This is a genomic window from Marisediminicola senii (assembly GCF_011057645.1).
Lineage (GTDB): Bacteria > Actinomycetota > Actinomycetes > Actinomycetales > Microbacteriaceae > Marisediminicola > Marisediminicola senii.
Map to the genome: position 1 here is coordinate 65,980 of NZ_JAALGE010000008.1, position 7,072 is coordinate 73,051.

6 protein-coding genes are annotated in these 7,072 nt (G+C 69.6%); 4 read left to right on the forward strand and 2 right to left on the reverse strand.

Translation table 11 applies throughout. The features are described from left to right. The first annotated feature begins 16 nt into the window (after window positions 1-16). From G5S38_RS05315 to G5S38_RS05330, 4 genes are all read left to right on the forward strand, one after another. On the forward strand, window positions 17-271 hold the full coding sequence (locus tag G5S38_RS05315) for a hypothetical protein (protein WP_165065406.1): 255 nt from the start codon (window positions 17-19) through the stop codon (window positions 269-271). Next, on the forward strand, window positions 268-1,326 hold the full coding sequence (locus tag G5S38_RS05320) for an SRPBCC family protein (RefSeq protein WP_165065409.1): 1,059 nt from the start codon (window positions 268-270) through the stop codon (window positions 1,324-1,326). The genes G5S38_RS05315 and G5S38_RS05320 overlap by 4 nt, the downstream gene beginning before the upstream one ends. Before the next feature lie 83 nt (window positions 1,327-1,409). Continuing rightward, the gene (locus tag G5S38_RS05325; protein WP_165065412.1) at window positions 1,410-1,784 is read left to right on the forward strand and encodes a GntR family transcriptional regulator; all 375 of its coding nucleotides are present in this window, start codon (window positions 1,410-1,412) and stop codon (window positions 1,782-1,784) included. Further along, complete coding sequence (locus G5S38_RS05330; protein WP_165065415.1) at window positions 1,781-2,758, forward strand: hypothetical protein; 978 nt, start codon at window positions 1,781-1,783, stop codon at window positions 2,756-2,758. Before G5S38_RS05325 ends, G5S38_RS05330 begins: the two co-directional genes overlap by 4 nt. A gap of 33 nt (window positions 2,759-2,791) precedes the next feature. Here the strand turns inward: G5S38_RS05330 and G5S38_RS05335 are convergent, their stop codons facing one another. Together G5S38_RS05335 and G5S38_RS05340 are read right to left on the reverse strand one after the other, a co-directional pair. Next, complete coding sequence (locus tag G5S38_RS05335) at window positions 2,792-4,936, reverse strand: heavy metal translocating P-type ATPase (protein ID WP_165065418.1); 2,145 nt, start codon at window positions 4,934-4,936, stop codon at window positions 2,792-2,794. Between the two features lie 368 nt (window positions 4,937-5,304). Then, complete coding sequence (locus G5S38_RS05340; protein ID WP_165065421.1) at window positions 5,305-6,729, reverse strand: HNH endonuclease; 1,425 nt, start codon at window positions 6,727-6,729, stop codon at window positions 5,305-5,307. Window positions 6,730-7,072: the final 343 nt, after the last annotated feature.

Below are 7,072 nucleotides of genomic sequence, written 5' to 3' on the forward strand. Positions count from 1 at the left end.
AACGTAGGTTGCTCGTATGCAGCCCGCACAGCCCGCACGACTCGCCGCCGACGCGGCGAACACCACCGACCCGCGCGCCGGCCTCCGCGCGATCGTCTCGCTGCGGGCGCTCGCCGACGCCCTCGAACTCGACCAGGTCGAGGCCGCCCTGCGCCAGGGAGTGGGGTGGCTCGAGATCGCCGACGCCCTCGGGGTGACCCGCCAGGCCGTGCACAAGAAGTACGCGAAGCGCGTCGACCCGTCCATCCCCGTACCCAGGAGAAACCCGTGACCTCGTTCGCCGCGACCGCCGCGACCATGCAGGCGCTCTCCATGAGCGCGATGGAGGAGGCGTCGCGCCTCAGCCTGCGCACCGCCGACCTCGAGCACCTCTTCGTCGCGCTCGTGCTCGACGGCCATTCCGCCGGGCAGGCACTCCGCGCTGCCGGCATCACGCTCGAGGGCGCACGGAACGCGGTCGACGCCACCCACGCCGCCCAGCTCGAGAGCCTCGGCATCGTGACCGGTGCGCCGAAGACCCGCCGCATCGTGTTCCACGAGACCAGCGGCTACGAGTGGACGCCGCGTGCGCAGAAGGTGCTCGCCGAGGCGGGAAAGAGAGCGAGCAGGCGACCGGGGAAAGTGTCGAACCGGACGAGAACCCAGAACCGGACGAGAACGCAGAACGACGACTACGCAGCGGCCGTGCTGCGGCGATTACTCGCCGAGCGCAGCGGATTGATCGACGACCTGCTCGACCACCTCGGCACCCCTGCCGAGGCCATCCTGCGGCAACTCGATGAGACGCAGGCACCCGGCGCGACCCCGCGAGCCGGCGCCGGACCCCGCGACCTGTCGAGCCAGGCCGACGTCTTCGTGCCCGCCCCGGTCGACGACGTCTGGGCGCTGCTCGCCGATCCCTCCCGCATGCCCGAATGGGAACCGTTCGCCGGCACCATCGAGCCGATCGACGACTCCCACTGGTACGCGTTCCCGGCCTCGCACCGCCCCGACGGGAAGCCCCAGCGCATCAGGGAGGGCTACCGCCGCCGCAGGATCGAACTCGCGATCGCGAACGCACCGGCACCGGTACCACGCACCCCCGCCACCCCCGCCACCATTGCCTGGCGCACCACATACCCCGACCTCCCCCGCAGCAGCACGAACCTGCTCACAATCACCCTCACCCCGGCCACCGGCGGCACCCAGCTGCACCTCGACACGCAGTGGACGCGCCGCGCCGGCGTGCGCCGCATCGTGACCTGGCCCCTCCACCCCGCGCGGCGACTGCTGATGTGGATCAGCCTCTTCCAGGTCGGCGGGGGCATCAGCCGCGCATTCCGCTAGAACCGTCACGACCGCAGACGACGGCAGGCCCCTCGCGGGAAACCACTGGCGCAAACGGGTATTGTTCTACTAACATTGCAAACATGTTGTTTCGCGTCGACCCGGCATCCACCATCTCGCTCGCCGAGCAGGTCGCCACCCAGGTACGCGCCGCGGTGACCGACGGAACCCTCGACCCCGGCACCCGCCTGCCCCCCGCGCGAGAGCTCGCCGACGCCCTCGACATCAATATGCACACCGTGCTGCGCGCGTACGCGCAGCTGCGTGACGACGGAATCATCGAGATGCGGCAGGGGCGTGGGGCATTCGTGCGAGTGGATGCCGGTGCCGGCACGGTTCGCCTCAACGAGCTGGCCGACCAGCTGCTGGCAGAGGCGAAACGCCTGGGCATCGCGACGGCCGACGTGCTCACCATCATCCAGAAACGCGCACCATCCCGACGAGAGGCCGAGCGATGACCGACCAGACTTCCACCGCGGGGGCGGCAGCGCCCGATGCCCGTCCGACGCCGGGCGAGAAGCTCGCCGCCGCATCGCTCTGGCTGCCCGTCGTCGCCATCTCGGTGACGGCTGCGCTCTGGTTCGACCGGCTGCCCGGCACCCTCCCGCGGCAATGGAATGGATCCGAGGTCACCTCGACCTGGCCGACCACCCTCACGATCGGCGCCACCGGCAGCTTCGCCCTGCTGGGTGCGGTGGTCGGCACCATCGCCCTCGCGACCGCCGCGGCCGACATCCGCCGCGTCACGATGCTGGGTGCGGGGTTCATCGCCGGTCTGAGCGCCGGGCTGTGGCTGGTGATCGCCGGTCTGGTCGTCGCGACCGGATCGCCGGAACCGGATGCCGGCGCCTGGTCGCTCCTCGCCCTGGCGGCGGGTGCGTACGGGCTCATCCCCTACGCGCTCTCGCCGCGCAGAACGCGCGACCACCCCCTCCCGAACTCCGGACCGCCGCTGACCCTCGGCGAGAACGAGACCGGGGCGTGGTTCACGACGGTGCGGCTCCCGCTGTTCGCATGGTTCTCCGCGGTCGCCGTCATCGCCGCGGTCGTTGCCGGGGTGGTGGCCGTCACGGCGGCGACCCCGGGCGCCAGCGCGGCATCCATCACCCTTATCCTGACCGCCGTGATCGGGCTGGCCTTCGCGAGTTTGCGGGTGAGCGTGGACCGTCGCGGGCTGCGCGTCGTGTCGACGCTGCTGCGCGTGCCGATCAAGCGGATCGCGCTCGGCTCCGTCGATTCGGCGCGGACGGGAACGATCAGCCCACGCGAATGGGGAGGCTGGGGCTACCGCGTGCTGCCCGGGCGGTCGGCGATCGTGCTCGCCGGTGGCCCCGGCATCGTGGTGCAGCAGCACAACGGCACGACCTTCGCCGTGACGGTTCCGGAGCCCGAGCTGCCCGCGGCCCTGTTGACCGCGCTCGCGAAGCGCTGACCCGGCGCTGCTCTCTCAGGGGGCTCGAGTTCGTCAGCGTCCCGGTCGGAGGTCGAGCCGTCGCAGCAGCTGCGCATTGAGCGCGACGACGATCGTCGACACCGACATGAGCAGCGCGCCGACCGACATCGGCAACACGAAACCGACCGGCGCGAGCACCCCCGCCGCGAGCGGAACAGAGATGAGGTTGTAGCCCGCCGCCCACCACAGGTTCTGCGCCATCTTGCGGTAGCTGGCGCGGGAGAGCTCGATGACAGAAAGCACCGACCGCGGGTCGTCCGAGGCCAGGATCACCCCGGCCGACGCGATCGCCACATCCGTTCCGGCGCCGATCGCGATTCCCACGTCGGCTCGCGCGAGAGCGGGCGCGTCGTTGACGCCGTCGCCCACCATCGCGACCCTGCGGCCCTCCCCCTGCAACTGGGCTACGGTCGCGGACTTGTCCTCGGGGCGCACGCCCGCGAATACCCGCTCGATGCCGACCGCCTCGGCGACGGTGTGCGCGACCGCGGCGGAATCCCCGGTGATCATCACGACCTGCACCCCGGCGGCGGTCAGCGCGCGTACCGCGGCGCGTGACTCCGGACGCACCTCGTCGGCGAGGCCAATGGCACCGACGACCTTCCCGTCCTCCAGCACGTGCAGCACGGTCATGCCGGCGTCGGCCCACGGCGCGGTCTGCGGTAGCGCTTTCGTCGCGGGCGCAGTAGCACTGGTCGTGGCACGAGTGTCGGCGTTGGCGCTGGCACCGGCCGCCGCGCCCATCTCCGCGCTCGCCCCGTCGCTCCGGCCGGCGTGCGCCTCCAGCATGCGGGGGCCGCCCACGTTCACGATGCGTCCAGCGACAGTCGCCTGTACCCCGATCGCCGTCGACGCGGTGAATGCCGTCGCGGTCGGCACGGCGATGTCTCGCTCCCCCGCCGCGGCGACGATCGCGCGCGCCAGGGGGTGCTCGCTATCGGATTCCGCTGCGGCAGCGATCGCCAGCAGCTCGTCGTCGGTGCGTCCGATGGCGTGGATCGCGGCGACTACCGGCTCACCGCGGGTGAGGGTGCCTGTCTTGTCGAACAGCACGGTGTCGACGGTGCGCATGCTCTCGAGCGCGAGCCGGTCGGTGACCAGCACGCCGGCCTTTGCGGCGCGTTCGGTAGCGATGGAGACCACCAGCGGAATGGCGAGCCCGAGGGCGTGGGGGCACGCGATGACCAGCACGGTGATGGTGCGGATGACCGCGTCATCCGGACTGCCGACGACCGCCCAGGCGATCGCGGTGATGACGGCCGCCCCGAGTGCGAACCAGAACAGCCAGCCCGCCGCCCGGTCGGCGAGGCGTTGTGCGCGGGAGGTCGATGCTTGGGCCTGTGCGACCAGGCGCTGGATGCCGGCAAGCGCCGTATCGTCGCCGACCGCGGTGATTCGCACCCTGATCGCGGTGTCGGTGGCCACCGTTCCCGCGACGACCGTCGCCCCGGGGCCTCGGCTCACCGGGCGGGACTCCCCCGTGATCATCGACTCGTCGACGTCTGCCGTTCCCTCGGTGACCTGCCCGTCGGCCGGCACCCGCGCACCCGGACGCACCACGACCACGTCGTCGCGCCGCAGCTCCGAGGGGCGCACAGTGACGATGGCGCCGTCGTGTTCGACGCGCTCCGCTTCGTCTGGCAACAGAGCCGCGAGGGAGTCGAGCGCCGATGACGTCTGCGCGAGGGACCGCATCTCGATCCAGTGCCCGAGCAGCATGATCACGATCAGCAGCGCGAGCTCCCACCAGAACGCGAGCTCGTGGTCGAGCAGGCCGAGACTGGCGCCCCACGACGCGATGAAAGCCACGGTGATCGCCATGGCGATGAGGAGCATCATGCCGGGCTTGCGGCCGCGCAGTTCGTCGACGGCGCCGGTGAGGAATGGTCGCCCGCCCCAGAAGTACATGACCGTGCCGAGCACCGGGGGTACCCACGACAAGCCGGGAACATCGGGCAGCGCGTACCCCACGATCATCGCGAACATGTCGCTGAGCAGCACGACAGGGATGGCGACTACGAGCATGATCCAGAACAACCGACGGAACTGCCCGACGTGATCGCCGTGCCCGCCGTGCCCGCCATGGCCGCCATGTTCATCGTGGTCAGCGTGCGCTTCGTCGCCGGTGTGCGCGGTGTCCAGATCTGTCTCGTTCATGTTGCCGACTATACCCCCTAGGGGTATATGTCACCAGAGGGCAGATGCGCTCGAGCTACCCGAGAAGCCGGGGCTCGACCAGCAAGCACACATGTCGAACCTCACCTGGAATAGAGATGTCGTGGCTCGTTCCCCCGAAGTTCCCGAACCCCCGTCGAGCCCTACCCGATCACGAGGTGACCCCGATGACCTCTGTTGCGCCCACGCAGGATCTCGCAGTGAGACCCACACAGCACCCCGATTCCGTGGACGACTCGCCTCCGCCGCCCACCGGCATACGACTCTCATCCGCGGAGATCCTGGCAACTTCCGATTGGTCGATGCACGGAATGGCGTGGGCTCCAGCAGACCTCGCGTCGCCCTGATCGCTAGAACGGTGGTGGGTCGTCCAGCCATTCGGTTTGCGCCTTTGCCCCGCCGCTGCCTGCGCTGGTCGATGGCGGTGCTGGTGGCGCTGCTTTGCCGCCGATCGGATGCACGGCCTCGGTCGAATACTTTCGCCCGAGTGGGCTGGTCCAGGTCACCGTGCCTGATCCGTCCTGGGCTTGGGTGACTGCCCATCCAGCGTCTTTCACCTGGTGATGACTTCGGCAGAGATGCGCCAGGTTCTGGTGGGTGGTTTCGCCTGCCCCGGCCCAGGGGATGGTGTGGTCGATGTCGCAGAACTTCGCCTTACGGGTGCATCCGATGAACCGACAGGTTTGATCCCGATACCTCAGGTATCGCTTCAGGGCGGTGGGGACTTCGTACCGGTCTTTGCCAAAGGACAGGACGATGCCGGTTTCGGGGTGGGTGAGGATGCGGGTGAACCCGGTCGCGTTCCCCGCCAACTCCCGCGCCGTCTCCGCATCGATCGGGATACCGCCCTCCAGCATCCCCGGGGTGTTGGTCTGTCCCATCACCGACAGGGCCGGGACGATCAGGGATACCTCAGCGCGGATACCGCGGTGCATCGTCGGGATGCGCAGACCACCGGTCGACCCAGCCCCCGCCCCAGCCTCGTCCTCGGATTCGTCGGCGGGGATGATGGCGCCGGGGTCGGTGAGGATGTCCGCGAACGCATCCGCCCGCAACTGACGCATCGTGCGCTCCTCTCCGTCGCCCTGCAACGATCGGGCGGCAGCGGTGAGCCGGTTGTCGATCGCGACAATCTGCACGTTTGGGAGGTAGGCGGTGAGCCATCCCATCCCGTTGCCCCCGGGTTCGACCCACACTTCCCGATTCGATCGCGCTTCGGTATGGCGTTGTTCCATATCGGCGGCCTGGACCAGTTCCTTGATCTGTTCCGCTTTCCGTTTGAACAGCCCGACCGTCAAGGTCTCCGCATACTCGAGCACCTGCTCCTCGAACTGGCGCACTTGTTCGGGGGTGAGCCCTGCGGTGAGGTCGGCGATGATGGTGGCGTGCCGTTCCGAGAACCGGCCAACCCCCAACCGCCACAACGTCTCCGGCAGGTCATCGATCAGGGTGCGGGAGCGCACCAGCAAAGCTTCCGCCGCAATTTCCGGGATACATAACGCGGCGGCGAGTTCCGCCCGCAACGCCCGCCCAAACAGGCCCGAGGTGTCCGTCCGCCCCGCAGTGCAGTCTTCGCGGTGCCTCCGGAACTGGTCCACTCTCGCGAACTCGAACGCGGCCTGCTGCGCCCGCTCACGACGGGACTGCACCAGCCCCTCCAACAGCACGTCACCGTCGAGCACGTTCAGCTCATCGGGGCCGAGCTCCGCGGTCAGATCCGCGTACTCCTCAGGCGTCAGGGTGTTCGGGTCGGGCATGAAATCGGGGTACTTCATACGGTCAGTCAACACCCCACCACCGACATTCCCACACCCTCGCACACCAACAAACATGCTGGTCCAGGCTGTGTTGCGACCAATTGCATACCTCCAGCCAACACCAGACACAACACCCGCGGGCGACCCGCGCCTCACCAGTGGAGAACCCACCACCTCCCCGCCTGTGCAGGACAAGACCACCTCGGTGGACCACCCGACAGCTGCCCCAGACGTCCTCCTCGATACGCGAGCCGCAGCATCCACCCCACCCCCCCCCCCCCCCCCCCCCACCCCCCCCCCCCCCCCCCCCCCCCCCCCCCCCCCCCCCCCCCCCCCCCCCCCCCCCCCCCCCCCCCTCCCC